This window comes from Shewanella sp. MTB7 (assembly GCF_027571385.1).
Lineage (GTDB): Bacteria > Pseudomonadota > Gammaproteobacteria > Enterobacterales > Shewanellaceae > Shewanella.
Map to the genome: position 1 here is coordinate 4,572,894 of NZ_CP085636.1, position 26,793 is coordinate 4,599,686.

At 42.2% G+C, this 26,793-nt stretch carries 24 protein-coding genes and 1 pseudogene; 9 read left to right on the forward strand and 16 right to left on the reverse strand.

Going from position 1 to position 26,793, the window contains the following annotated elements:
• Window positions 1-44 precede the first annotated feature (44 nt).
• The 4 genes from HWQ47_RS19830 to HWQ47_RS19845 all read right to left on the reverse strand — a co-directional run bounded on the left by HWQ47_RS19830 (window position 45) and on the right by HWQ47_RS19845 (window position 4,414).
• Entirely contained in the window at window positions 45-1,016 is a 972-nt protein-coding gene (locus HWQ47_RS19830) for a PstS family phosphate ABC transporter substrate-binding protein (protein WP_269967757.1), read from the reverse strand.
• A gap of 132 nt (window positions 1,017-1,148) precedes the next feature.
• Window positions 1,149-2,450: a phosphate regulon sensor histidine kinase PhoR gene (phoR, locus tag HWQ47_RS19835; RefSeq protein WP_269967758.1), complete on the reverse strand. Its 1,302-nt coding sequence runs from the start codon at window positions 2,448-2,450 to the stop codon at window positions 1,149-1,151.
• A gap of 103 nt (window positions 2,451-2,553) precedes the next feature.
• Complete coding sequence (gene phoB, locus HWQ47_RS19840) at window positions 2,554-3,243, reverse strand: phosphate regulon transcriptional regulator PhoB (RefSeq protein ID WP_269967759.1); 690 nt, start codon at window positions 3,241-3,243, stop codon at window positions 2,554-2,556.
• Between the two features lie 205 nt (window positions 3,244-3,448).
• Complete coding sequence (locus tag HWQ47_RS19845; protein WP_269967760.1) at window positions 3,449-4,414, reverse strand: porin; 966 nt, start codon at window positions 4,412-4,414, stop codon at window positions 3,449-3,451.
• Window positions 4,415-4,707: 293 nt separating this feature from the next.
• Here HWQ47_RS19845 and rdgC point away from each other — a divergent pair, with 293 nt between their 5' ends.
• On the forward strand, window positions 4,708-5,619 hold the full coding sequence (rdgC, locus tag HWQ47_RS19850) for a recombination-associated protein RdgC (protein WP_269967761.1): 912 nt from the start codon (window positions 4,708-4,710) through the stop codon (window positions 5,617-5,619).
• 112 nt (window positions 5,620-5,731) lie between these two features.
• Here the strand turns inward: rdgC and HWQ47_RS19855 are convergent, their stop codons facing one another.
• Window positions 5,732-7,504 carry a M61 family metallopeptidase gene (locus HWQ47_RS19855; protein WP_269971804.1) on the reverse strand — a complete coding sequence of 591 codons (1,773 nt, stop codon included), beginning with the start codon at window positions 7,502-7,504 and terminating at the stop codon, window positions 5,732-5,734.
• A 384-nt stretch (window positions 7,505-7,888) separates the two neighbouring features.
• Between HWQ47_RS19855 and HWQ47_RS19860 the strand changes: the two genes are divergently transcribed.
• The 4 genes from HWQ47_RS19860 (at window position 7,889) to HWQ47_RS19875 (ending at window position 12,308) form a co-directional block, all read left to right on the forward strand.
• Window positions 7,889-9,445 carry a GGDEF domain-containing protein gene (locus tag HWQ47_RS19860; protein WP_269967762.1) on the forward strand — a complete coding sequence of 519 codons (1,557 nt, stop codon included), beginning with the start codon at window positions 7,889-7,891 and terminating at the stop codon, window positions 9,443-9,445.
• Between the two features lie 101 nt (window positions 9,446-9,546).
• The gene (gene ppnN / locus HWQ47_RS19865; RefSeq protein ID WP_269967763.1) at window positions 9,547-10,899 is read left to right on the forward strand and encodes a nucleotide 5'-monophosphate nucleosidase PpnN; all 1,353 of its coding nucleotides are present in this window, start codon (window positions 9,547-9,549) and stop codon (window positions 10,897-10,899) included.
• A 99-nt stretch (window positions 10,900-10,998) separates the two neighbouring features.
• Complete coding sequence (xni, locus tag HWQ47_RS19870; protein ID WP_269967764.1) at window positions 10,999-11,757, forward strand: flap endonuclease Xni; 759 nt, start codon at window positions 10,999-11,001, stop codon at window positions 11,755-11,757.
• 155 nt (window positions 11,758-11,912) lie between these two features.
• Window positions 11,913-12,308, forward strand: coding sequence for a DUF3192 domain-containing protein (locus tag HWQ47_RS19875; RefSeq protein ID WP_269967765.1), 396 nt, complete (start codon window positions 11,913-11,915; stop codon window positions 12,306-12,308).
• Between the two features lie 30 nt (window positions 12,309-12,338).
• On the opposite strand, the gene HWQ47_RS19880 is transcribed toward HWQ47_RS19875, so the two are convergent.
• The 4 genes and pseudogenes from HWQ47_RS19880 to HWQ47_RS19895 form a co-directional block, all read right to left on the reverse strand.
• Window positions 12,339-12,494, reverse strand: a complete 156-nt coding sequence (locus HWQ47_RS19880) for a hypothetical protein (protein ID WP_269967766.1) — start codon at window positions 12,492-12,494, stop codon at window positions 12,339-12,341.
• A pseudogene (locus tag HWQ47_RS19885) lies at window positions 12,484-12,980 on the reverse strand (SDR family oxidoreductase). Before HWQ47_RS19885 ends, HWQ47_RS19880 begins: the two are co-directional and overlap by 11 nt.
• A 47-nt stretch (window positions 12,981-13,027) precedes the next feature.
• On the reverse strand, window positions 13,028-13,495 hold the full coding sequence (locus HWQ47_RS19890) for a methyltransferase family protein (RefSeq protein ID WP_269967767.1): 468 nt from the start codon (window positions 13,493-13,495) through the stop codon (window positions 13,028-13,030).
• Between the two features lie 211 nt (window positions 13,496-13,706).
• Window positions 13,707-16,535, reverse strand: a complete 2,829-nt coding sequence (locus HWQ47_RS19895; RefSeq protein WP_269967768.1) for an alpha/beta hydrolase family protein — start codon at window positions 16,533-16,535, stop codon at window positions 13,707-13,709.
• 299 nt (window positions 16,536-16,834) lie between these two features.
• On the opposite strand from HWQ47_RS19895, the gene HWQ47_RS19900 reads away from it, so the two are divergent.
• On the forward strand, window positions 16,835-17,842 hold the full coding sequence (locus HWQ47_RS19900) for an isocitrate dehydrogenase (protein WP_269967769.1): 1,008 nt from the start codon (window positions 16,835-16,837) through the stop codon (window positions 17,840-17,842).
• Window positions 17,843-17,931: 89 nt separating this feature from the next.
• Here the strand turns inward: HWQ47_RS19900 and rlmM are convergent, their stop codons facing one another.
• From rlmM to HWQ47_RS19920, 4 genes are all read right to left on the reverse strand, one after another.
• Entirely contained in the window at window positions 17,932-19,011 is a 1,080-nt protein-coding gene (gene rlmM, locus HWQ47_RS19905) for a 23S rRNA (cytidine(2498)-2'-O)-methyltransferase RlmM (RefSeq protein WP_269967770.1), read from the reverse strand.
• A 117-nt stretch (window positions 19,012-19,128) separates the two neighbouring features.
• Window positions 19,129-19,518, reverse strand: coding sequence for a DUF423 domain-containing protein (locus tag HWQ47_RS19910; protein ID WP_269967771.1), 390 nt, complete (start codon window positions 19,516-19,518; stop codon window positions 19,129-19,131).
• Window positions 19,511-20,188, reverse strand: a complete 678-nt coding sequence (locus HWQ47_RS19915) for an alpha/beta fold hydrolase (protein WP_269967772.1) — start codon at window positions 20,186-20,188, stop codon at window positions 19,511-19,513. Before HWQ47_RS19915 ends, HWQ47_RS19910 begins: the two co-directional genes overlap by 8 nt.
• Window positions 20,169-21,080: a transcriptional regulator GcvA gene (locus HWQ47_RS19920; protein WP_269967773.1), complete on the reverse strand. Its 912-nt coding sequence runs from the start codon at window positions 21,078-21,080 to the stop codon at window positions 20,169-20,171. The genes HWQ47_RS19915 and HWQ47_RS19920 overlap by 20 nt, the downstream gene beginning before the upstream one ends.
• A 181-nt stretch (window positions 21,081-21,261) precedes the next feature.
• On the opposite strand from HWQ47_RS19920, the gene HWQ47_RS19925 reads away from it, so the two are divergent.
• On the forward strand, window positions 21,262-21,489 hold the full coding sequence (locus tag HWQ47_RS19925) for a hypothetical protein (protein WP_269967774.1): 228 nt from the start codon (window positions 21,262-21,264) through the stop codon (window positions 21,487-21,489).
• Window positions 21,490-21,849: 360 nt separating this feature from the next.
• Here HWQ47_RS19925 and thiI read toward each other — a convergent pair whose 3' ends face one another.
• From thiI to pomA, 3 genes are all read right to left on the reverse strand, one after another.
• Window positions 21,850-23,304, reverse strand: a complete 1,455-nt coding sequence (gene thiI, locus HWQ47_RS19930) for a tRNA uracil 4-sulfurtransferase ThiI (protein ID WP_269967775.1) — start codon at window positions 23,302-23,304, stop codon at window positions 21,850-21,852.
• A gap of 187 nt (window positions 23,305-23,491) precedes the next feature.
• Window positions 23,492-24,454: a flagellar motor protein MotB gene (locus tag HWQ47_RS19935; RefSeq protein ID WP_269967776.1), complete on the reverse strand. Its 963-nt coding sequence runs from the start codon at window positions 24,452-24,454 to the stop codon at window positions 23,492-23,494.
• A gap of 4 nt (window positions 24,455-24,458) precedes the next feature.
• Complete coding sequence (gene pomA / locus HWQ47_RS19940; RefSeq protein ID WP_269967777.1) at window positions 24,459-25,226, reverse strand: flagellar motor protein PomA; 768 nt, start codon at window positions 25,224-25,226, stop codon at window positions 24,459-24,461.
• Between the two features lie 440 nt (window positions 25,227-25,666).
• Here pomA and xseB point away from each other — a divergent pair, with 440 nt between their 5' ends.
• Both xseB and ispA read left to right on the forward strand, forming a co-directional pair.
• Window positions 25,667-25,906, forward strand: a complete 240-nt coding sequence (gene xseB / locus HWQ47_RS19945; protein WP_269967778.1) for an exodeoxyribonuclease VII small subunit — start codon at window positions 25,667-25,669, stop codon at window positions 25,904-25,906.
• Window positions 25,907-26,788 (forward strand): (2E,6E)-farnesyl diphosphate synthase, encoded by an 882-nt coding sequence (ispA, locus tag HWQ47_RS19950; protein ID WP_269967779.1) that lies wholly within the window; start codon window positions 25,907-25,909, stop codon window positions 26,786-26,788. It begins immediately after the preceding gene.
• The last annotated feature ends 5 nt before the right edge of the window (window positions 26,789-26,793 follow it).

Consider the following 26,793-nt stretch of genomic DNA (forward strand, 5'->3'; position numbering starts at 1 on the left):
GCCTCACAAGGAAGCCTCTATCAAGTGTCGTTTAGGGTTTTAGTTTAAAGACGGATGCCGGCTTTAGCTAAATCCTTGGCAGTAACATTGCGAGGCAGTGGTACATAGCCATCTTTCTCAACAATTTGCTGACCTTGTTTAGACAGGACAAACTTAAGAAATTCACGGTCCATAGGAGATAAATCTTTATTGGGGTGCTTGTTCACGTAAACATATAAGTAACGCGATAGCGGGTAGGCACCACTTGCTGCATTAGCAGCAGTTGCTTCTATGTACTTAGTTCCTTTCTTCGCTATCGCTACCGCTTTTACACCAGCCGTCTTATAACCGATACCAGAGTAACCGATAGCATTAAGTGATTGAGACACAGACTGAACAACAGACGCTGAGCCAGGTTGTTCATTCACGTTCGCTTTAAAGTCACCTTTACATAGGGCTTTCTTTTTAAAATAACCGTAAGTGCCGGATACTGAGTTACGACCATAAAGCTGTATATCTTTGGCAGACCAGCCGCCTGCTAGCCCTACTTCGCCCCAGCGCCTAACGTCATCACCGCCGCACTTATGGGTTGCAGAAAAAAGGCTGTCGATCTGCTCTATGCTTAATCCTTTAATCGGATTGTCTTTATGGACGAATACAGCCAGTGCATCAATTGCAACACGAATAGCGGTTGGCTGGTAACCATAGCGCTTTTCAAAGGCTTCTACTTCATTAGGCTTCATTTTACGGCTCATAGGACCGAACTGAGAAGTGGCTTCTGTCAATGCCGGTGGTGCAGTAGAAGACCCAGCAGCCTGAATTTGAATGTTAACGTTAGGGTATATCTCTTTAAATTCTTCAGCCCAAAGTGTCATCATATTCGCCAAAGTATCTGAGCCTACCGATGATAGGTTACCCGATACGCCACTTGTTTTTTCATAAACAGGCAGTGACTTATCAATTGCAGCGATAGAGGTTGCAGAAAAAACACTTGCGACAGTTAAACTTACTGCACCGACAATTTGTTTCAGTTTCATTATTTGCTCCAGTAATACACGTACTTGCTTGAATAAATTAATAGCAAGTATCAATTGTCAGCGTGACAAGTCTATTACCTTGACGTGACATTTAGATGACATCCTAAATTCTGTCCTATGAAGTAATACAATTTAATAGTATGAGGTCGATATCAAATTTTCGGGAATAAGGAAACTAAACTGACTTCCCTCACCCAGTTCACTGGTAATAATCAGTTCACTCTGGTGATGACCAAGCGCATGCTTAGTTATCGCTAAACCAAGCCCTGTTCCTCCTTTTTGGCGTGTTCGAGCACTATCAACTCGATAGAAGCGTTCAGTTAACCGTCCAATATGTTGTGGTGCGATACCATCACCCGTATCAGCAACCGTAAACATCGCCCCTGAAGTCACTTTTTTCCAACTCACATCAATTTTTCCACCAGGTGGTGTATAACGGATCGCGTTTGAAATTAGGTTTGAGCATGCACTACGCAGTTCAATCTCAATACCGTATAAGTGGCAGTCTTCCTCACATATAAAGTTGAGATAATGCTGCCCGAGAGATAACGCTTCCGCCTCCTCTGTGAGTACATCCATCATGTGTGACATATTCACTTTGACCTCCAAATTATTCTCCGCAGAATCCTCAATACGCGACAATACCAGTAACTGTTCAACCATAGAGCGCATCCTGTGAGTCTGTTGTTGCATCTGCTCCATCGCTTTGGTGTTTGGAGAGTCGGGTTCTGCCATCTCCTGCATCATCTCAAGGTAGCCCTGTAATACCGTAAGTGGAGTCTTAAGCTCATGTGACACATTGGCCACAAAATCTTTACGCATACTTTCTAGCTGTCTGACTCGGGTAATATCACGGGCTATAAGTAGAAACTGCCCTGTCCCATAGCCCATGATTCGAATCTCAAGTACACGCCGCTCAGACAGCGGAGACGCTAACTCAAAGGGATCATGGTATATCTCTTTCTTTAAATAATTTGAAAAATCAGGGTGACGCAATAAGTTATCTATTCTCTGACCACTGTCTAATGGCCACACTAAACCCAGCAGCAGCTGAGCCAACTTATTACACCAAACAATATTGTAATCGGCATCAAGCACGACAGCAGCGTCCGGCAGCGCTTCAGCTCCCTGTCGAAAACGTCCCAAAAGAAAAGCTAGCTGCGACACTCGTTTGCGATTTTTTCCCTGCAGACGGTAGATGCCATTAAACACCCCTTCCCAACTGCCTTTTCCATTGGGGGGCGTGAGACGTTTATCTCGCCATAACCAAAAATTGAGTCTTGAAAGTTGGCGATAATGCCAAAAAAGAAGAGAGATAGCCCCGATAAGCAGGACCCAAACGATCTCTCCGATAAGGAGACCTAAAATAAAGCAGAGTATCAGGTAGGTTATTAAGCGAGATAACAGCCGATAACCTGAATATGATTCAAACATATATTACCAATTGCATTAAATATATCCAGACCATAGGAGAAGGTGAAGCGCAAGTTAACTCAAGTCACATACGCGCCTAACCTATCAAAACAGCTCATCGGTACTATGTTCGAGTAGAGAAACGGTAACCCGCACCTCGAACCGTTTGAATTAAACGATCATGACTCGAAGGTTCAATTGCTTTTCTCAATCGTCTGATATGCACATCTACCGTTCGATCTTCAACATAAACATTGGTACCCCATACATTATCGAGTAACTGTTCACGACTGTACACTCTCTCTGGATGCGTCATAAAGAAATGAAGCAACCTAAATTCAGTAGGCCCCATCTCCAATACTTTGTTGTCCACTGTTACTCTGTGGCTAATAGGATCTAACATCAAGCCCTGAACATCAATAGGTTCCTCAAGGCTCGTTGGAGAACTACGGCGGATCACAGCCTTAATTCTTGCCACTAACTCCTTTGGAGAAAATGGCTTAGTGATATAATCATCGGCTCCGACTTCCAAACCTCGTACTTTATCTTCCTCCTCACCACGAGCAGTCAACATAATGATGGGAATTTGGCGGGTAAATTCATCTTGGCGTAAACGTTTGGCCAATTGAATGCCGCTACCACCAGGAAACATCCAATCTAGTAAAACAAGATCGGGATAGGGTTCACAAACCATGTCTAACGCAGAGTCAAAATCTTCAGCAGCGGTAACAACAAAACCATGTTGTTCCAGCACAAAAGTTAGCATCTCTCTAATCGCTAACTCATCTTCAACAATCAATATCCTAGCAGCCATAAGCGATCTTCTGTCCGATGAATGTTCACACGTCTATTATTGGTCAGTTTTATTACAAAATTATGATCATCGGCACTATTTTGTCATAAATAGAGAAAACTTGTCATAAACTTAATCTTGCACTCTCAAGTAGCTTGGTTTTTTTTGCTTTTTATAAACAGCAATAAAAAGAGGCCTAAGCCTCTTTTTATTGCTGAATAGCACTTTAAAACTTGTGTTCTAATCCTAAACCTAAGAATTTGTCATCATTTTCAATATTGTCATATGAACGGTTCGAATAGAAAGCAAACAGCTTCGTCGGTTTACCTAACTTATAGTCACCACCGATTGACCAAGAATTACCTTTATCTTCCATATTTTGGTACTGAGCTTTAAGTACTATGGCATCGATAGCATAGGCAGCGCTGAACAGATAACCAGTATAACTATCACCATTGTATGGGTTAACTTCTCCATCGCTATCTAGGGTATACACCTTCTCTTCCTGCTGATACATACCGCCAAGTACTAGGCCTGCAATCTTCCCTTGCACTGTAGCACGCGCTATTTGGTAACCTTTAACATCTGAATCATAAGCGATAGATGCGTAGATTGGAGAACTCTTTAATTTAGCATCACCATACATAGCAGCTAAGCTGTAACCATCTTGCTTTAACTGGTCACTGTCTCCGCTAGCGGCATAGGTGACACCTAACTTAACGCCACTGAATGACGGCGAAAGATAAGTGGCTGTCTGAGCTAAACGACTCTCACCTTTAAACAAGTTTTTCAAGTCTGCAGAAAGGTCATTAAATTGATCTATTTTACCTTGAGATTGCTTAAGCATAGTATCATTACGACCAACAGATATGGCACCAAAATCTCCTCTTAACCCCACAAATTGATTGCGTGCCTTAAAGTTATTTTTAGTATCATCGCCGGTATCCACTTCATACTCTATGGTATAGAAAGCTTCCAATGAACTACTTAACTCAAAAGCTCCCTTCACACCTAAGCGTGACGCATTACTTTGAATGGTCGTTTCTGACTCACCGTTGACATCATTAGATTGAGCCGTGACGTTTAACTTACCGTAAACCGTTAATGGCTCAGCAGCATTTGCTGAAGCTGAAGCCAAAGTCACAGTAGCAAGAGCGGAAGCAAATAGTGTTTTACAAAAAGTGTTCATCATTAAATCCTTTCGACGTATCAGTTCGTCTTTGGTTATTGGTTTGGACGCCGAGGAGTTTGCAAGTTTTATGTTGCAGTTTTATTTCAATAAGGTTCTGTTCTGCCCAAGTATCATTAATTTAATATTAATATTCACATCAATCCCTTTAACACCAAGGGATACAAGCTTAAAAAAACCTATATGACACTTTTGTGAAATATGCATTAGACCTGAAGTTAGATAACTATATTTACGGTTTACCCGAGCTCTGCAATCGCTTACACTGCGCCTTTAATTTTGATTGGGCGCTCACTATGTGGTTTAAAAACCTGACTGTTTACCGTTTTAATAAACCTTTCTCTGTTGATCCTGAAGCGCTTGAGAAGTCATTGGAAGACTTCACCTTCTCTCCATGTTCAAGCCAAGATATCAGCAAGTTCGGCTTCTCTAATGCCTTAGGTAAGAAAGGCATTTCATTGGTACACAGTGCGAGCGGTCGTCACCTTATTTGTGCCACGAAAGAAGATAAAATTCTTCCTAGCCAAGTGATAAAAGAAGCACTCGAAGATAAAGTGGCTCAAATCGAAGCCGAAGAAGATCGTAAATTGGCGAAGAAAGAAAAAGACGCAATGAAAGAGGAGATCATCATGACTCTACTTCCTCGCGCCTTCACAAAACGTAGCCAAATCCATGCCTTAATCATCCCTGAAATTGAAATAATTTTAGTCGACAGCTCAAGTGCTGCTAAATCTGAAGAGCTTTTGGCTCTGTTAAGAAAAGCCTTAGGTTCTCTACCTATCATTCCTTTGAGCTTTAAGACTCCTATTGAAACTCAGCTAACTGAATGGGTAAAAGGAAACTGCACACCAGCACCTTTCATCATGCAAGATGAGGCTGAGCTTAAGGCTGATTCTGATGAGGGTGGTATTGTTCGCTTTAAACAGCAGGATCTAACAGAAAATGAAGTCCTAGCTCATATCGAAGTCGGTAAGCAAGTTCATAAACTGGCACTACATTTCGGCCAATCAATCGCTTTCATACTGCAGTCTGATGCCGCTATCAAGCGCCTTAAGTTCTCTGAAGAGTTCCGAGCAGGTAATGACGAAGTCGGCACTGAAGATCCAATGGCGCGTTTGGATGCTGACTTTGCACTTATGGGTAGTGAGCTTATTGCGCTGATGAACTCATTGGTGGAAGTCCTTGGCGGCGTAGATGACACCATTTAGGTGCATTGGCTAGACTAGACAATAATAAAAAAGGCGCTAATTAGCGCTTTTTTATTAGGCGCTGATTTATTGTCCTAAAGAGTTTGTCACTCTCAAACGTTAATCATCCACCTTAAGCTTGCCCCTTATCATCGAAAGGCCAATCTATGCCAGACCAGGCCTTGAAGAAGGCTTTCTGATCATGACTCGGCTTCTTTACACTCACAAGCTTAAGTTTACCGCTTTGCACTTCGTCTAAGGTCAAAGACACAGATTTAAGCTTGTCGTCACTAAACAATGTCACCTCAATTTCTACGCCTGGCTTAAAATCGTTAATACGCGCTTCAAATCCACCCGCTGTCACTTTAAGGCCGTTAATAGCAACTATTTCATCTCCCAACACAATGCCAGCTTTCCAAGCAGGACCTCCTCGTAACACCTGCTGTAATGTAAGCGACTCATCACTGGTTGTCATACCTGAGAAAGCGGTAACTTTTGAGTCCTCTCCATAGCTCAGCTGTAAACCTGCTTGAGATAACAACTCAGGGAAACCTAAGGTTAACGGCGTATTCACATGCTCGTGCCACCAGTCGCTATAATCTTCACCCGTCAGTTGTTGTAAAATCTGCTGCACATCAGCAACCCCATAACCCACAGGGAGTTTATGATCACGATACAGCGCTTTATGCACATCGCGGTAGGAAGAGTTCAAATTCGTTTCATCTAGCAAAGAAAAATCTAATGCCATGGAAACCAGAAAGCCTTCGGAATAGATATTAGTACTGTGGTTAATCGAATAATCGCCACCTGTACTGGTCCATTGGTTAGCACTCGCTTCGGCGACTGACTGAACCTCACGCCCAGGGGTTAGCTCACTCTTTGCGATACGTTTAGCCAGATCCTCTAAAAACTCCTGTGGGGTGATAACTCCGGCACGGAGCAATAACTGACTTTGAAAATAACTGGTCGAACCTTCAGCAATCCATAATAGCTCGCTGATATTCTCTTGCTGATAATCATATGGAACCAAGCCCTGAGGTCGATAAGCCTTCACATTCCAAGTATGAATAAACTCATGGGAGGCCGTTTTGATAAAGCCTAGATAATCTTCACGCTCACGATAACTAAATCTTGGTCGTTGAATAATGGTTGAATTAAGGTGCTCTGTTGCCCCACTCGCACCACTGGTCGCGTGGACCATATAGACATACCGTTCAAAAGGGTAACCATCCCATATAACATCGGCCTCACCACTGAGTTTGGTCAGATCGGTCACCATCTTCTCTACGTCATAATTCCCTTCGCCCCAGATCACCAGTTCATAATCACGACCGTCGGCAGAGAAGCGTCGGTGTTGGTTTATTCCTGTCTCGATTGGAGAGTCGACAAGTACATCATAGTTATCGGCAACAAATGTGTTGGCGAGTTCACCTGAATTCATCCCTGAATAACTACGCCAAGTCGATGGCACATTCATCTCGACACTTATGGGCTCATCTCTAAATTCTGGACTGTATACAAAAGCGCCGCTGGCGTCGATAAAGGCATGGCTGGCATCGATATGTCCCACTCTCTGCCCAAGCTTATTTAAGTAGAGCTGATAGCTAATGGATACGGCTGAGGGTTGGCTGAGCGAGATTGTCCATTCGCCATTGGCAGTTCGGGACACGGGTAACTCAGCCCCGCTATCATCTTTAGCACTGAAATATCTAATTGAATCGGCCAAGGGTAACACTTGATATTTACCGGTTCTCCACACTGGAAGTTGAACGTTAAGTTGTGATGCTTTCGATAAAGGAAAGTCAACGTTGACGAGGGCCAAATGATGCTGAGGTTGGGTCAAATCTATTCGATAATTGACGTCGGCGAGGGTTGGGATGGAAAAAAGCAGGCTAAAGGTTAACATTGATGGAATGGCAGATTTCACTCTTTCGTCCTTTTGTTATTATTTTTAGGTGATTTCGTTTGCGAGTATAACACCTAAATAATGACAGTTAGCCGCTCTCGTTACAGGTGTTCATTAAACCTGAACGACTTGGATGTACCTACTTTTAAGCGAAGGAATGAGAGAGGGGGATTACTTAAGGAAAAAGCCAACGGGGATAAACCCATAGATGCATCCCAAGTCGCACCAACAAAACAATTTCAATGTTTAAGCTAAAAATTATAGAAATTAGATGCTTAAGTCGCTATATTTAAAATGGCATTTGCACTCTAAAGAGATTGCTATAACATTATATGAAAGTTATCCCTTTCTATTTTGCCTTAAACAAGTAGGACATAGTTTATAATGAAGGATTCAATGGCCAGCGTTTCTCAGGTCAACTTATTAAAGCAAAAACTTCACCTCGCCAAAATAGCTCTCACCGAGCTTGCTGAAGAGCGAAATGAGAAATTACAAACGCTATTGCAATTTGTTGGTCATTTAAGCCTCGCCTGCAAAGGGCAAAATATAGAGCTGGATAATAAATTAGCTAAACTAAGGCATCTATTTACTAAGTTTGAAAATGTTGAAGAAGCCCTTCCCGAATTAGTCGAAGTCGAACACTTGTTAAAGCAGCAATATAATCATGTCATGGTTCAGCTCGAAGACAGCCGTGTTGGCCTTTCCCGGGTTATACGTCAGATCCAACGAATTGAATCCGCTCCGGACAAAATAAAAAAAGAGATTAACTACTTCAAAAAGGACTTAGCAAAGCCGTTTCATACCTTCTGGGATTACATACCGAAAGTAGAACAACTGGTTGGATTTTATGAAAGCATACTAGAAGACCAACTGAATCAAGGTGAAGCGATTATCGTTTCTCCTAAGCATCGTCAGTTAGCTCACGAACTTTCGCAGATGATCTCTGAAATTGAATTTAGAAAGCATCAAAGAGATCAGGTTCTCACCGTTAAAGAGAATCTCAGTAAAGATATCGAAGTTGATGGATTAATTGATGCGTACCAAACAATTTTAACACTGTTGTTAGACAATATTGCCCGTGAAAAATCAGCCTCTCAAGAGTTTCTTTATACGCTCAATGACTCACTTACCGCAGTTCGGGAAGTTGTCACAGATTCATACAATAACAACCAACGTAGTTTGCAACTTAAAAAACAAATTAACCGTGAGATCCATTCACGAGTTGATAATGTTGGTGAAGCCATAGTAGAAATTGATGACATTCATAGCCTAAAATCACAAGTGACAGAACAACTTGCCTCTATCAGAGCTTCATTAGAACGCAAAGAAGCGCTGGAAGAGCGGGAGCAAATTCTGCTCAAAAAATCAATGGAAACATTGAGAAAAGAAGTTAATGAACTAGGAAAAGAAGCGGCTTCCTATAAAGAACGCTTATTTGAACAGCAAAAAATCAACTTATTAGATTCACTCACTCAATTACCCAATCGTGCTGCACTAGAAGAGCGAATGGATCAAGAATTTAGAAATTTTCAACGCCAAAAACAACCATTGTGGGTTGCTGTGGCGGACATTGACCACTTCAAGAACATCAATGATAGTTTTGGTCATAGTACAGGAGATAAAACACTCCAAGTCATTGCCATGGCTCTAAAAAATTCTCTAAGAGATACAGAATTTGTTGCTCGATATGGTGGAGAAGAGTTTGTCCTGCTCATACCGGAAGTGAATGCTACCGATATAGAACAATTGCTAAACAGAGTGAGAGAGAAAATAAAAAGTATTCCGTTTAAGTTTAAAAATCAGAGAATTACAGTTACAGTATCTATAGGTGCTGCACAGATTTTAGATAATGAGCTTATCAATGAAACCTTTGATCGAGCAGATGCAGCACTTTACCGAGCTAAACATGAAAGCAGAGACAGAGTCATCATTGACGTGTAAGCCTATGGCGTTCGCATATTCAACACATTAGGCTCGACACCTTTACAACAAGGTGTCTTTACAACACATTCTTGAACTCAAGTCAGAGCTAAGGAGTTGTTATGATAGTAAATGTCAGTCCTCGAGGTAGCATGGATCAGCTTTCTCAACTGGAAGTAGATCGCCTCAAACAAAACTCGACAAGTGAACTTTATCAACTTTACCGCAGTTGTTCACTCGCAGTACTTGCCTCTGGCTTGCAGAGTGATAACGCTGAAAATCTCTTTGAACAATTCAAAGATTTCAATATCAATGTGCTCCGCCGTGAACGCGGCATTAAAATCGAACTCATCAATCCCCCTGAAGCCGCCTTTGTTGACGGCAAAATTATTGTTGGGATCCAAGAACATCTATTTGCCGTATTACGTGACATTGTTTTTCTCAGCGATAGATACGACAATCTCAAAAATATCAACCTGACTAATCCAAGTCACATCACCAATGTAGTCTTCGATATTTTGAGAAATGGTCGAGCGATGCCTCTTGAGGATCCCAGTATCGTAGTCTGTTGGGGAGGGCACAGTATCAATGATACCGAGTTCCATTATACCCAAGAAGTGGGTTATGAATTGGGACTGCGTGAAATGAACATCTGCACCGGCTGTGGACCCGGTGCCATGGAAGGACCGATGAAAGGGGCTACCATTGGGCATGCCAAACAGCGCATAAGTAAGGCACGTTATATCGGTCTCACAGAGCCAAGTATTATCGCCGCAGAGCCACCAAATCAAATCGTTAATGAACTCGTCATATTGCCCGATATTGAGAAGCGACTCGAAGCCTTTGTGCGTCTTGGTCACGGTATTGTCATCTTCCCCGGCGGAGCTGGTACGGCAGAAGAACTGCTCTACCTGTTAGGCATATTGCTTAATAAAGAGAATCAAGGTATTCCATTCCCATTAGTGCTTACAGGGCCTAAAGATAGTGCTGATTACTTCTTGAGGATCGATGAATTTATTGCCGCAACATTAGGTGAAGAAGCTCAAAACAAATATGAAATAATCATCGATGATCCTGTTCGTGTCGCTCGGATTATGAGCCATGGTATGGATATCGTTAAAGATCACAGGAAAACATCAGGTGACTCTTTTCAATATAACTGGTCACTGAAAATAGAGCCCGACTTCCAGCTTCCTTTTGATCCAACCCATGAAATGATGGGTAACCTCAACTTACATTTCCAATCTGATAAGGCTGAGCTTGCTGCAAACTTAAGACGAGCATTTTCAGGTATTGTCGCAGGTAATGTGAAGATGGAAACCATTAAGAATGTCGTCGAACATGGACCATTTGAACTTAATGGTGACAAAACTATGATGACATTAATGGATAAGCTGCTGAAGGCTTTCGTTAAACAACAAAGAATGAAGCTCCCAGGAAGCAAATATGTACCTTGTTATAAAATAAATACCTAAATAAGCACATATATCGAGTATTAACCTGCATATTAGGCTAATACTCGGTATGCTTAAATTCAGTTAACTCATTCGATAAGACAACTCTCGCGGCGACTCATGAACACTTTTTTAATCATAGATGGCCTAAACTTAGTACGCCGCATCCACGCAGCTCAACCTAATGAAAATGATGTTAATGGCTTGGATACGCGTGTAGGTTCTGCCTGTAAGAAGTTACTAAAATATCATCAACCCACCCATGTTGCAGTAGTATGGGATGGCGATGCCACCTCTTGGCGAAAGTCTCTATTTGAAGATTATAAAAAAGGCAGAAAGCCAATGCCTGAAGCGCTGGCGAATACACTACCAGCGTTGAAGTCCTACCTCAGTGAGCTCAATGTAAACTCAATTAATGCTGAATCAGAAGCTGATGATGTTATTGCTACTCTGGCCACTAAGCTGGTTCAAAGCCAAGGTAAAGCCATTATTGTTTCCACTGACAAAGGCTTTACACAATTAACTCATCCTAATATCGAGCGCTGGGATCATTTTAATCAAGCCTATATTACCATTGAGCAAAGAGAGGAAAAACTCGGCGTTGAACGCCGTCAGTTTATCGATTATTTAGCACTTGCTGGCGATAGTGGCAATAAGATCCCTGGTGTACCGGGAATAGGCCCAAAATCAGCAACTGAATTACTAAAAATATTCCGTTCTCTGACAAATATCTACGGATCTTTAGATAAAGTTGGCGCTAAACAAGCCAAGAAACTCGAAGATGGAAAACAGATGGCGAGAATGAGCTATAAACTAGTACAACTGCAAACTGATATTCCATTGAACACCCATTTAAGTCAATTTAGACTCCCCCATTAAATCATCGTAAGTTTCAAGTAAGATAAAGATTGGACTTGTAAATATCATGTTACCGATTTAACATTTACCTACTTGAGCGAGAAAGGTATATTGATACACTTGATATCCCCATTCATATTTAGCTTTTGCTTAAACCTGAAGGATCCTGTGCATAGATGAAATCTAAACTCCCCGTGATTGTCGGTTCTATTTTTGCTGCTTATCTCGCTTTTGTTATCGTGGTCGTTGTTATGTACGACCCAACGCCAGATGAGATGGACTGGGAAGATAGGCAAACCTATATTAATGAAAAGCTAACTGAAATAACCTTGGGACAGTCATTAGCCCAAATTAAAACACTTTTAGGCAGCGCTGATTTCAGCGAAGCCAGAATCGCTGATGAAAACACGATACAAGTACTTTTCTACCGCACTCACCACATGAAGTCTGATGGTGAAACCACCCGAGATGAATGCACCCCCTTACTGTTTAAAGATCAAAAGCTCATCGCTTGGGGAGAAGGCACTTACCAACAATATCTCACTAATGAAAATGCAAAAAATACATTTTAAAAAGTAAGACAATCTTTCTCTCTTTCAGGTTCACATGGCGACATGAGCAAACAGTTCCGCTTCTGGTAATCTATGAGTACTTGATGCCCATAATGTTGCAACAGTGTCAGCACGGTTCTCGGCGTTGTTATCTTTGGGATTTTTAGCATAAATAACACACATTTTTACGATTAAATTATCTGCCACCAGCAAGATCAATGAACGTACCAGTGACATAAGAAGCTTCATCCGAGAGTAACCAAGCGATAGCTGCTGCAACTTCCTCTGGTTCGCCGCCTCTTTGCATTGGGATCTGTGGTGAAAGACACTTCACTCTATCAGGCTCACCGCCATCGGCATGCATTTCAGTGTGAATAAATCCAGGTCTGACACTGTTCACCCTAATGCTATCTGCGGCTGTAATATCCCAGCATTATTCACTAATGCGGTTATCTTGCCTAAGTGCTCATCTAGGTAATGGAACATAGCCACGACTTCAGATTCTATTGATACATCAGCTTGAATAGCCAGAGCACGGCAACCTTGAGCTTGCAGTTGATCCACTAGCGCCTCAGCAGTTGCACTATTTTGTTTATAATTAACACCAATTGAATATCCAAGATCAGCGAGATGTTTAGCCGTTGCTGCGCCAATTCCGCGTCCTCCGCCGGTGATCAATGCCACTTTATCCATACCAGCCCCTCTGAGTTTGCCCTAGGCAACGTTCATAAATGATTAACTCATATCCAACGTCTTACCTTCTCCTGATAACGCAGATATTCGTCACCAAACTTACGCGTGAGATAAGCCTCTTCAGGTTTAATAGCTACGTAATACACACCAATACAGGAGGGCAATACGCTGGAGATAAGCCATACATCACTGAAATATAAACCTAAGCCCACAGGAACCGTGCAAAAAGCCAGATAGATAGGATTTCGAGAATAGGCGTAAACACCGGTCTTAATAATGGAAGAGGTGGGTTGCCAAGGTTCTACTGCAGTTTTAGCTGTTTTGAATTGATATAGCAGATACAGTAACAAGGTCACCCCAACCATTAGCAGAGCTAAACCCAAGTAGGTAATGGGTGCAGAAAAAGTCAGCTCAATGGGCGAAAACACGCTATTAAGATAAGCCAACAGCATAAACAAAATAAATATCACCGGTGGGGGAATTTTAACGCCTGGTCCATTAACATCCTTCTCCATTAATCTCTCCTTGATATAACTAAGTATGGATACTCACAATGGTGAATATCCATGACCGTGAATCGAAAACTTCAAATTAGACTACGCATAAACAACTTAAATCACAAGCAGCTAAAGTAAAATGTTCAAGGTAATAAAAAAGCCAAGTAAATTGAAATTACTCGGCTTTTTCAAATAACTCGACGCGGTTCGTCGCTGTCAGTATTGAAGCTTAATCTGCCTTTTTATACTCAGTATATGCTTCACCTTGGGTCAACCAACTCGGTGCAGGTTCTCCTTTAAGGTAATGACCGAAATATTCCATCATACGAATACTATAATCGAGTTTATTGGGGTACTTTTTGAGATGATGAGGTTCATCTTCATATTGTAAAAAGACCACATCTTTACCCGCACGACGCATGGCAAGATAAAGCTCAATCCCTTGCTCCCACGGCACGGCATCATCTTTATCACCAAACATTATCATCATAGGAGTCTTAATACGCTCAGCATAGAAGATAGGTGAGTTCTCGATATATTTTTGTGGTGCCCTAAATAGACTCTCACCGATACGGCTTTGCCCTGTCTCATACTGGAACTGACGTGCTAAACCACTGCCGTGTCTTATTCCGCTATAAGCACTGGTCATGTTCGATACCGGAGCACCGGTAACAGCAGCCTTAAATATATGCGTTTGTGTCACAGCAAAAGCAGTCTGATACCCACCCCATGAATGCCCTTGAATACCAATAGCATCTGGATCTGCCACACCCATCTCGATAATTTTCTGCACACCAGAGGTTAGTGCCTGCACCGATGTAGCACCGGGATACCCCACCTCAAAACGAATATCGGGTAGGAAGATGGCGTAGCCATTATCAGCATACCAAGCAAAGTTAGGTCTGTGATTGAGCTTCATCGAAGGAAAAGCGTTCAGTCTGTCACTCATAAAGCGATAAAAATAAACCAGCACAGGGTAACGCTTGCCCTCAACATAGTTCGTTGGCTTAATAAGCACACCATCGAGCGGCTGACCGTCACCGTTTGTCCAGTGTACTAGCTCAGATTCACCCCAATTAAATTGACGCTTTTGAACATCTAAATCGGTTTGACGCTCAGCTTTCTGAGGCGCCGAATAATCCGCACTATACAGATCAGGGAAAAGATCATAACGCTCTTTTGAAAAGACAATCGTCTGTGCATCTTCACTGCGGACTAATGTCTTTAACTTATAATCACCTTCCATCAAGGTAATGACACCAGAGGTGCCTAACTTCGCCTGATAATAACCATCACCTTTGGTTCTTTCGTTATAGCCATGCAATAGCACAGCTTGATTACTGGCTAATACAGCAGGCTTATTTTCATCTTTAACTAAACCGGTCACCCGATACTGAATTCCCTGTTTGCGCCCTTTTCCTGCCGTTAGTTTAAAGCCCTCTAGAGAAGCGGTGTTCATCTGCCAGATATCATACTTATCGTAAATCAGCAGACCCCCATCATTTTCCAACCAAGGGCCAAAACCATAGCCTGGAGCATTAGAGGGATAATCATGATCTTCATCGGCAAACGAGACCGTTAAACCTTTGGTTAAATTATGGCGACGAGCTTGAGAGACTTGATACAGGTATACATCACCCTGTTGATAATACGCAGCGAAACGTCCGTTTGGAGACAAACTAGGAGCTTGACTACTGGGTTGTTGAACCAAGATTGAAGTCTTGTACCCGGTATTAAGATCAATAAGATAATAATCACGATAGAATCCCGCCCAGGTGATCATCTTGCGATACGGGATATCTGAGCTGCCAATAACAAAGCGCGATTGCTCCTGCAGGTCTACATCAGGAACGACCGTGTCAGCGAGCTGAACTAAGTTATTTCCCTTAAGGTGTAACACCGCTAGATAGGTACGCTTCTGCTCTTTTTTGTATTGTTTAATCTCATTCGGTTTAATACGGGCATCTTCTCCATGCCAAATCCTCAAACCGCGCTGTCCAGTGACAACCTCTTGATCAAACAAGTCATCTTGTGTTGCTATCTTTTTAAGTTCTACTTGCTGACTCACCTGAGGCACCCGTCCAAAGAAGAGTCGTTTGCTATCCTCAGAGAAACGGAGTTGGGTGTAACGATTCAACTTCCAACCTTTAGATACTGGTGCAGGTTTTACATCTCCAGTTGCAATGTCTAACAGCGAAAGGTGGTAATCACGGCCATAAGGCGCTTGCTTACTATCACCATGGGTGAAGGCAATATATTTTCCATCTTCACTTAAAGAGACTTCACCAATCTGCTGATTATTGAACTGGCGAACTACCTCTTTGGTATTACTCTCTAAAGACACCAACACCAACTGATGTTTCTTAGCCTTGGTATCGTTACTCGCTAACACAAGATGATGACCCACTTTGTCGAAATAGAAGCGATTTACATTCGCTACTTTCTGACTTGCGCCGGTTTTAAGCGCCACTAAAGTAAAATCACTGCCCTTATCAAATTTATCGACCTTGGTCTTTTTCTCTTTATTCTCTGTTGACTGTCCTACAGCAGCCTTGTCTTTATCATCGCTGTTATCGGCTTCTTCTGGCTCAAACCAAACAGCTAAATGCGTTCCGGATTGATTAAAACTAAACTCTTTTACACGTTCAAAGTGTTGCTCTTTGCCTGTCTGAGTATCGAGCAGTGTCATGCCTGATTTGAGTTTTTCTCTCTCTTTGCTCAATGCCACTTCTTTTTCTAATAATGGCGTATCGATAACAAAAGCGACAAAACGACCGTCATGACTGATCTGCGGTTTTGAACCACCATCGACGATAAATGCCTGAGATGAAGTCAATGATTTAACTAAACCATGGCTATCGCCACGATCCGGTGCAACTTCAACCGCTAATACATTACCCTGAGTAGAAACCACAGGTTGCTTTAACGATTCAAATTTCATGATCTCGTTGGTTGTCATTGTTTTAAGATGAGATTGTGAGTCCTTTGCAGCATAAGCGCTAACAGAGACTATACTTACAGCAGCAAGCAATAAATATGTGATGGATAGTGACTTCAAGGTCTTCCTCATTTTTCTTATTTTAGTGAAGTAGGCTGAGTGATAACTTTTAATTATTCGGCTTTTATTAGACTAAAGTAGACTTTTTTAACCTTTAACGATCAATCATCGCCATAAGCCCTCTTTAATGCAAGTTACACTATATAAAAAAACGTGAGACTGCTCACTATTTCCTGTGAAAAATGTGTAAAAGTGTTTAAAATAAAGAGGTAGATTATAATAAATCATATTAAATCATCTCGCTGTGTCTTTTGACATGGTCAGACAATAGCAGTACAACGAAACGTTGAAGGACTCTCATGTCAAAAAGAACTATAACCGTGATCCCTGGTGATGGGATTGGACCTAGTATTATCGATGCCGCAATAAAAATTCTTGATAAAGCTGGTTGTGATTTTGAATACGAGTTTGCTGATGCTGGTTTAGTCGCCCTTGAGAAACAAGGTGAATTATTGCCTCAGCGTACTCTTGATATGATAGAGAAAAACCGTATAACGCTTAAAGGTCCCTTAACCACCCCTGTGGGCGAAGGTTTTACCTCTATCAATGTCTCACTACGTAAAAAATTCAGCCTCTACGCTAATATTCGTCCGGTCTTGTCCTTTAAGGGCACTCAGGCTCGCTACGAAAATATTGATATCATCACCGTTCGAGAAAACACTGAAGGTATGTATTCAGGTTTAGGGCAGACCGTTTCTGAGGACGGCTCAACGGCTGAAGCGACCAGTATCATTACTCGTCAAGGTGCAGAACAGATCACGGTTTTTGCTTACGAACTCGCTCGTAAAGAAAACCGTAAGAAAGTCACTATCGTACACAAAGCAAATATCATGAAGTCGACCTCAGGCCTGTTCTTGAAAGTCGCCCGCGAAGTGAGTTTGCGCTACCCAGACATCATCACAGAAGAGATGATTGTCGATGCAACCTGTATGAAGCTAGTTATGAATCCTGAAAACTTTGACGTTATGGTAACGACCAACCTATTTGGCGATATCCTATCTGATCTGTGTGCAGGTCTTGTCGGAGGTCTAGGCATGGCGCCTGGCGCCAACATAGGTAAAGATACCGCAATTTTCGAAGCAGTACACGGCAGTGCTCCTGATATTGCGGGTAAAAACCTAGCTAACCCTACTTCAGTAATTTTAGCGTCAATCCAGATGCTTGAATATTTGGGGATGGCTGATAAAGCTGAACTCATTCGTGCTGCGGTTACTGCAGTTATTGCTGAAGGCGACCGGACGACCCGTGATCTTGGTGGTACCCATGGTACAACTGATTTCACTCAAGCAGTTATCGATCGCCTATAAATTTAGTCGAAACTATACCAGTAAAAAGGCCCTATGCTTTCACATAGGGCCTTTTTTATAAAATTGTATTTCATCCTAAGACAAACTAACTAAACTTGAGTCGGATTCAGACTCAAATAAACCGTCACTTCATCACGATCATGATAAAGGTGCTTACATTTGATCGAGAAGTTCTTTATTTCATTCTCTTTAAGCACGGCAGCCATGGTTTCCAGCATAATAGTCACGTCTTGATAGCGGCTCTTCATCGGCAACTTAAGGTTAAACATCGCCTCTTTAAACCAACCATTAATCGCCCATGCTTCAATTAGTTCAGCAACACGAGATGGTTTTTCAATCATGTCACAAACTAACCAGTAGATATTCTTACGTGGTGGCTCAAAACGGAAACCATCGGCCTGATAATGTTTAACCTGTCCGGTCTCCATTAAACGTTCATCCATCGCGCCATTATCAACCGCTGCGACAAACATGCCGCGACGCACTAACTGATATGTCCAACCACCAGGACAAGCCCCTAAGTCAACAGCATTCATACCACTGCTTAATCTTAGCTCATGCTCTTCTTCTGGAATAAAGTGGATAAACGCTTCATCAAGTTTAAGTGTTGAACGACTGGGTGCATCACTGGCCATTTTCAGTCTTGGGATCCCCATTGGATAGGGAGAGCTATTGTTACTAAAAGAAAAGCCAACATAAGCCGTACCAGCTGCGATAAAGCAAACATGAATGATAGGGCGACTACAGCTCTCTTTTCTGAGTAAGTTACCGGCACTCTTCAATTTCTGTCTTAAAGGAACGGTAAACTTACGACAGAAAGCGGTTCGCTCTTTCGCTTCATTGGTGTCAGGAGTTTCAACTCTCAGCTCGCCCGCATTTCTAACATCTGATAACGCTTGCATAATAGGCGTGATCCGATCGTTTTCGGGTAAGTTTTTCAGCAGCTCTTTCGCGGCAAACATCTGTCTGGCAAAAATGAGCGAATCCAATTTAATTTTTTGCGCCAAGATAGTGGCATCACCAGGGGTAAAACACTGGAAAATTACATAGCCATCTTTTTTATTGGTTTTAACAAAACCACCAATATTGAGTTCTGCAGCACGATGTTGTATCTCAGCTGCACACTCTTTTTCATAGCCTGAACGGCAATATAAAAATAGGTTGATCATTGGAATTCCTGAAGCGAGCCAAAAGGCATGTAATGCCTAAAATAACGGCCATCAAATCGATAATGGCCGCTATTCTACACTTTATAGATTGTGAATACGATTTAAACAAGCTAAGCCTTAATCGTTGAGTTCAACCACTCTATTACGCCACACGGTAAGCGCAATCAACAACCAAGCAACTAAGAAACAAACACCGCCTATTGGCGTGATAGGTCCAGTCCACTTAGTACCAAGCAAAGCATAAACATACAAAGAACCTGAAAATAAGATAATACCCACAATGAACAGATAACCAGCCCAATCTAGCAAGCGAGAGCTAAACCAATGACCAGCAAATGCAACGACAATCAACGCGAAGGTATGGTAGAACTGATATTCCACCCCTAAATTAAAAATGGCAATCATCTCAGGAGATGCCACATTTTTTAATCCGTGAGCCCCAAATGCACCTAGCGCCACAGAGATAAATCCACTTAACGCCGCCAACAATAGAAAACCTTTACGCATCCAGCCCCCGAATAAAATTAATACAATGAGAAATAGCAGTGTCTAGATTAGCCTCTTCGGTCGTGCCTGACGACTTCCTAGGCACAAAACTATGATCGCCATCCATTAACCAATGTCGCTGAGCCTTTTGCATCACAGGCCAAGTTTCGACCAATTCTTTACCACCAAATTTATCTCTCTCTCCTTGAATAATACACAAAGGAGCAGTGCATAACTCAATCGGGGCGAGTCTTGGCTCTCCGCCTTTTAACGGAATAAAGGGGTAACCTAAACAGATAACGCCATCAACTACTGTTTGCTCAGCCACAATGACCGCCATACGCCCCCCCATGGACTTCCCCATCAGAACAATACGCTTAGGAGTATATTCAGCTTTAATCGCTGCTATATGTAGATTAAAGTCTTTGAGCAATTTAGGTGCTCTATCTGGAGGACGTCGTTTACCATCAATGGCATTGGCACGCATATAAGGTAAATTAAAACGAATAACACCAATATCGGCCTGCTGACTTAACCCCTTTGCCATCTTATTCATAAAATCAGTCGTCATATTAGCGCCTGCACCATGAGTAAAAATAACCAGAGTCTCCCCTACCTCACCATCAATAATGCACTGACTCTCTAACAAACCTTGAGCTTCTAAAGAGGTTTTAACCAGGAAGTAACTCACTGCGCGACTCCTCCTCAAACATATCTAACATCCACTCTCTAAAGGCTGCCACTTTACCGATATCTGAATGGTTTTGCTGACACACAAGATAATAAGCATCTTTGCTGACCAACACTTCAGGGAAAGGGCAGACGAGTCGTCCTGCTTTAATGTCAGGTCTAGCGAGAACACTGTAACCTAATGCCACCCCTTGACCGTGTGCTGCAGCTTGAAGCACAAGTGAGGAATGACTGAAAATAGGGCCATGATTCACATTAATATCATTAATCCCACACTGCTTAAACCAAGCCTGCCAATCGTGTCGTCCCATATCATGTAATAACGTGTGATATTTCAGATCACTAGGCTTCTCAAGTGGTTTAGGACCAGTGAGTAACATGGGAGAACAAACTGGAATTAACACCTCATTTTTCAACTTATCAGCTCTTAGACCGGGCCAATTACCCTGCCCATAATAGATAGCAACATCCACATCATCAGACAGAGAGCCTCCTTCATCATCAACCGCTTTGATGCGCACATCAATATCAGGGTTTTTTTCACTAAATTTCGCTAATCTAGGCACTAACCACTGAATAGCAAAACTGGGTGAAGTACTGACTGTGAGTGAGCCAATGGCACTTCTGGCTAACAATCTGTTCGTCGCTTCGGCTAATTGAACAAATATATCTTTAATATCTAAAAAGTAGCTTTGTCCCTCTTCAGTAAGTAGAAGAGAACGATTCTTTCGACGGAATAATTTTAAACCAAGATACTCCTCTAGCGCCTTAATTTGATGACTTACAGCAGCTTGAGTTACAAACAACTCTTCGGCGGCACGAGTAAAGCTGAGGTGTCTTGCAGCTGCTTCAAAAGCTTTTACTGAATTTAAGGGCGGTAAGCGTCTAGACATAGTGATCCCTGTCTTGTTTTTTAATTAGTTTTCCTAATCCTTATTGTTACATTTTATCGTTTGTAAAGGGAAGTGATTTTGGTTAAATTTTGCGCCAACGAAATGACTATAGTTAGACAGCCTCTACGACGTAAATGGGAAATGTCTGACAACCCAAAATATCCGCCTGGAGGCGACTATTATGCTAAACCTTAAAACTGTTTTTGTGCTTGCATTCCTTTCAATGGCAACAAGCGTACAAGCTGATGAATCAACGATTGATATGACAGATCTTTATGCAACGATTAACGCGCAACTGATTGAAGGAATGGCAGTCATGCAGCAAGATCTCACTGAAGATCTTAATGCTCTTATGCATACTGAAAATAAAACGGTGCAAACAGAAGTGACCGTATTACGCGCTGAGTAATACCACTCTCACGAGAATATAAACCAAACACTAGAAGCCGCGTTGCATATTATGCCGCGGCTTTTTTGTGTCTGACCATAAATATTCCCTTGGCAAAATCAATAATTCAGTATAAAACGCACTCTAGATTACAAGAGTACCCCATCAAAGAAGACTTTGTGCAAGCCCACTTCGGTGCTGCATTAGCTTAAAATGGAATCACTATTCCTACGCCAATACGTCTAGAATTAAACTCGTGCAAAGCCTCTGAAACGAGCAATCTCAGGTCGTTTGAGTATAAAAAAGCCGCAGCGATAATAAAATCGATACGGCAATTCTTGTAAACCCGCCTGCATTAGAGAAATTGAGTTGCTAGCAATGCTAAGGACGATAAACTTTCACGTTCTCATAGCCCTGCTCTTGAAGATACAGCGCTTGTAACTTGCTCATGACGCCTCTGTCACAATAAAGCAGATAGGTTTTACTCTTATCTAGCTCAGCAAACTGAGTCGCAAGTCTAAAGAAAGGGATAGTCTTAACTTCAATACCCGCAATATTTAAAGGCGACTGTTCCTCCTCTTCTGGCGCACGAACATCGATAATAATTTCACCGGAGTTGATATCATCGACAGTTTCGGTAGCCGTAATTTTCGTCTCCATACTTGTGGCTATCTCTTTGATGTCGATCATCACAGCGGCTTCCACTACACGGTCAATAAGATCTTCTGAAAACTTAAGCTCCTCAGCTTCAATCTTAGACAATACCGCTTTTACTGTTGGCCGCTGGGAGATCACGCCACAATATTCAGGAATTGTTTTAGAGAGGTCTTCCGTGCCTATCTTACGACTGATATTGATAATATCTTGCTTATCCATGGCGATCAGTGGACGTAAGATTAGATGGTCAGTACAACGATCGATCACATTAAGATTGGTTAATGTTTGACTTGAAACTTGCCCCATCGCTTCACCAGTAACCAAGGCTTGAACGCCCATTTTTCTCGCTATTTTAGCGGCTGCTCGCATCATCATACGCTTAAGGACAACGCCCATCTGGCCGTTATCAATCTTCTCTAAGATCTCAGTCACAACGGGATCAAAAGGCACTGAGATAAACTTAACCTTGTGAGATTCACCATATTTCTGCCATAGATGATAAGCAACCTGCTTAACACCGATCTCATGCTGATCCCCTCCTAAATTAAAGAAGCAGTAATGGGTACGTGAACCACGTTTGATAAACTGATAACTAGATACACCAGAATCAAATCCACCGGAAATAAGCGACAATACATCCTCTTGAGTCGCCATTGGATAGCCACCTAACCCTTGAATACGCTTATTGACCAGATAGAGACTCTCTTTATCTATCTCAAGGTTGATCGTCATATCAGGGTTTTTCAATCTCACGCCAGCAGCGTCGGTAAATTGATTTAATCCACCGCCTACATAGCGCTCAACTTCGATAGACTTAAAGTCATGATTACCAACTCGCTTAACACGAACACAGAAGGTTTTACCTGCTAGCTCATCTTTATAAACAGCTAAGGTCTGCTGGTAGATGTCATCGACTGACTCGAATGTACTTTCGTTCACTTGAAGTACATGAGCAATACCGGGAATACAAGCTAATCTATCGGCAAAAGCCTCGACTAAATCTTGTCTATCGTCCGGTACCAGCACCATGATCTTATCCCATTCACGCTTAACTTTAGCTGTTTCATCGACTTTTTTAAGCACGTTACGGATATTAGTTTCAAGCATTTTGGTAAAACGTGTTCTTACCGGTTTGCTTTTCATCATGATTTCAGGGAACAATTTTACGATAAATTTCATCAGGTTTTCCGAGGTAGAACTAGAGAGTAAAAATATTGGCCGCATTATACCAAGATCATTAGAAAAATGCTTATCTAGATATACGAACTCAACGAGTATAGTGCGAAGGTTATTTGTCTTAACATCTAAAAAAGGCGCTAAGAGATTTCTCTTAACGCCTTACTCGATAAGTCATAGATAAAGATACTTATGTTCCAACCGTTATCTCATCAGACTCTATCGCTTTACCTTGTTCGATAGCAATTTCAACTCTTCGATTACGAGCCCGCTTACTGCTGCTGTCATTGTCGACCAGAGGGTCCGAATTTGCCATTCCGACCACTTTCATCCTCTGTTGATCAAACCCTTTCACCTTAATCAGCTCATGGGCAACAGCGACGGCTCGCTTACTGGAAAGATCCCAGTTAGAACTATAAAGCTCATTGTTGATGTTCATATCATCAGTATGTCCAGATACCGTAATAATGCCTGGTACATCTTTAAGTAACTCACCGATACGTCGAATAACGGGTTTAAACCTGGGTTGTAGGAAGCCAGAACCTGATGAGAAAGCGCCCTTCTCGCGAATACGAATAATGATCTGTTGACCTAATGACTCGATCTCAATCGCTCCATCAACAATCTCAGTGTTAAGCTCTTGAGCCATCTTCTTAACTTGTTCATTAATATTGTCCTGAGCTGCAGCTTCAGCATCTGACTTTTCTTTAGCTTGAGCCTCGGATTCCGCCTTAGATTCAGCGACAGACTGCTCTTGGGCTGCGGCAGCGGCTTCACCACCTCTTTGTTGTCCCTGTTGTTGTTGCATTCCACCAGAACTATCATCTTCACCGGCTTGGTACTCAATCACAGGCTCAGTAATCTCACTAGTCTGCTGGTTGATGGTCTCAATCGGGGTGGGTTCTGGTCGACCGGGTCTAAACTCAAGGGCGATCACAGAAGTGCCTTTAGGAATATCTTTAACTTCGACTTTATTCTGGACACCAAACGCATATTTCATCGAACCCGCAATCTGCTTAAATTTTTGCACATCCATTTCTGAAAATGAAAGCAGTAACACGAAAAAACACATCAAGAGTGACATAAGATCGGCAAAAGTCGCCAGCCAGAGTGGTGCTCCGGGGGGTGGACAGTTACACTTTGGTTTAGCCATGGGGTTACTCCCCGTCCGTAGTATCTACTTGTCGTTGTTTCTCTGAGAGGTAATTCTTTAAGAACCCTTCAATCACGCGAGGATTTTGACCATCTTGAATCGCCAATACCGCATCCATAATCAAATTACGATTCATCATCTCTTCTTTCATTCTAAGTTCTAACTTACCAGCAATAGGAATTGCCACCATGTTAGCTACCATAGCGCCATAAAGTGTTGTTAACAAAGCAATGGCCATTGCAGGGCCAATCGACTTAGGATCATCCATGTTAGACAACATCCCCACCAAACCAACTAACGTGCCGATCATCCCCATTGCTGGGGCAACATCACCTATTGTTGAAAAGATACTAATACCCACTTTATGCCGCTCTTCGGTCAACGCGATATCTTTTTCCAGTGCATCACGTACAACATCACCATCATGACCATCGACTAACATATCAACGGCTTTCTGCATAAAGCTGTTGCTTATTTCAGCCTCCTCAAGGGCCAAAAAACCGCCCTTACGCGCCGCATCAGCCATCGTCACCGACTGTTCTATCAACTCATCTGGCTTATCAATTTTAAAGATAAAAGCTTTAGCCGCAATTTTAATGGAGCCAAGAAATTGCTTCAGGTTATATTTCATCATAACCACAAAAAAGGAACCACATATAACAATCAGCACCGATGCCACATCGATAAAAATACCAATACCACCACTCGTTGCCATTGCACCGAGAATAAATCCGAACGCACCGATGAGTCCTATCAGGGTAGCTAAATCCACAACCGCTCCTCAAATGAAACTAACCCCAGACAAACCATCTGAACTTAGTATAAATATACGCAATGCCAATAAAATAACTCTTTTATAACCTTAACTTTATAACAAAGATAGAAATAAACCCAAGATCATCTGAGAATATTATGCAAGACAACAACAGAACTAAATGCGCCAAATAAAATGTATGTCGTCTTCCTGGAAGCTCTCATAAACAAGGAAGGAACATATCAATTCCATTTTGAATAAAAAGCCATATCAATCATAATTTTCTAATACCTACTCTCAATTATCGGACAGCTTACACGCAAGTTTAGCTACAAATTCAAATTTTTATAAAAAAATCACAATAAAGCGTGCTGACGGGCAAATTTACTGCAGTGCAATTTGACCACCGCCGCTGGCTACGATACCGTGTGTCACGCTAATCTCAAGGAAACATTACCGTGGCAAAAAAACCTGAAAATCTCACTTTTGAAGAATCCCTTTGTGAACTCGAGCGCATCGTTTCAGAACTTGAACAAGGCGATGTTTCCCTAGATGACGCATTAAAGCAGTTTGAGCGTGGCATTAAACTGGTACGCAACAGCCAAGGCAAGTTAGAGCAAGCCCAACAGAAGGTCGCTATTTTGATGGCCGACGATGAAAATGCGCCACTAACTCCCTTTTCACCTGAGGTAGAATAAGTGCTAGCTCAAGCCTTCACTCAATATCAACAACGTGTTGATACCCAATTAAAGCAAAGATTTGAAGCACAAACTGTAACAGATCCTCAACTGTTGGCGGCCATGAAACATGGCACACTTATCGGTGGTAAGCGTATTCGCCCATTTCTAGTTTATGCTGTTGGCGAGATGCTTAATGTACCACTAGCAACACTCGATACTTGCGCAGCTGCAATTGAATCAATACATGCATACTCTTTAATCCATGACGACCTGCCAGCCATGGATGATGACGCTCTGCGTCGAGGACAACCCACTGTCCATATCGCCTTTGATGAAGCAATTGCTATTCTTGCGGGGGATGCCCTACAAGCGTTAGCCTTCGATATATTAAGTGAACCGATCGATGATCTGACACCAACACAGAACCTTGCTATGGTGAAGGCGTTAGCCAAAGCCTCTGGTTACTCTGGAATGTGTGGAGGTCAAGCCATGGATCTTAACGCAACCGATCAACAGGTAGATTTAGCCACCCTGACACAACTGCACAAACTCAAAACAGGGGCCTTAATCCGCTGCGCAGTCGAGCTGCCCATGATAGCCGCCAATATCTCGATTGAAGAACAGGCACTATTGATGACCTTCGCCGATGCCATTGGCTTAGCTTTTCAAGTACAAGACGATGTCATTGATATCATCTCCAGTACCGAAGAGCTGGGAAAACCACAGGGTTCAGACTGTGATTCCAATAAGAGTACTTACCCGAAACTGCTTGGATTGGCTGACGCACAGGCCACCGCCGAGAGATTGATACAGGATGCTCTATCTGCGCTGACAAAATTACCATACAATAGTCAGCTAATTGCCGAATTCGCCCGCTTTATCATTGAGCGAAGAGTATAATCAAG